Below are 236 nucleotides of genomic sequence, written 5' to 3' on the forward strand. Positions count from 1 at the left end.
CGAAACGAATGGTAGACCCAATCTCAAAAGCACCCTTGTCTGGTTGTATCTCACCTAAAAGAAGGCGAAGGAAGGAGGTCTTGCCCACACCGTTTTCGCCCACTACTCCTGCTTTGTCAAATCTGCTGAAAATATAGTTGAAGTCTTTGAGGATGATTTTGTCTCCAAAGCTCTTACTGATATGCTCCGCTTCGAATATTTTTTTACCTATATGCCCCGCTTGAGCCGAACCGAGG

General features: G+C 45.3%; 1 protein-coding gene. It reads right to left on the reverse strand.

Going from position 1 to position 236, the window contains the following annotated elements:
- The coding region (locus RMT89_RS45395) for an ATP-binding cassette domain-containing protein (RefSeq protein WP_315889594.1) at positions 1 to 236 on the reverse strand (236 nt) is incomplete at both ends.

Source organism: Streptomyces sp. P17, from assembly GCF_032436805.1.
Taxonomy (GTDB): Bacteria; Actinomycetota; Actinomycetes; order Streptomycetales; family Streptomycetaceae; genus Streptomyces.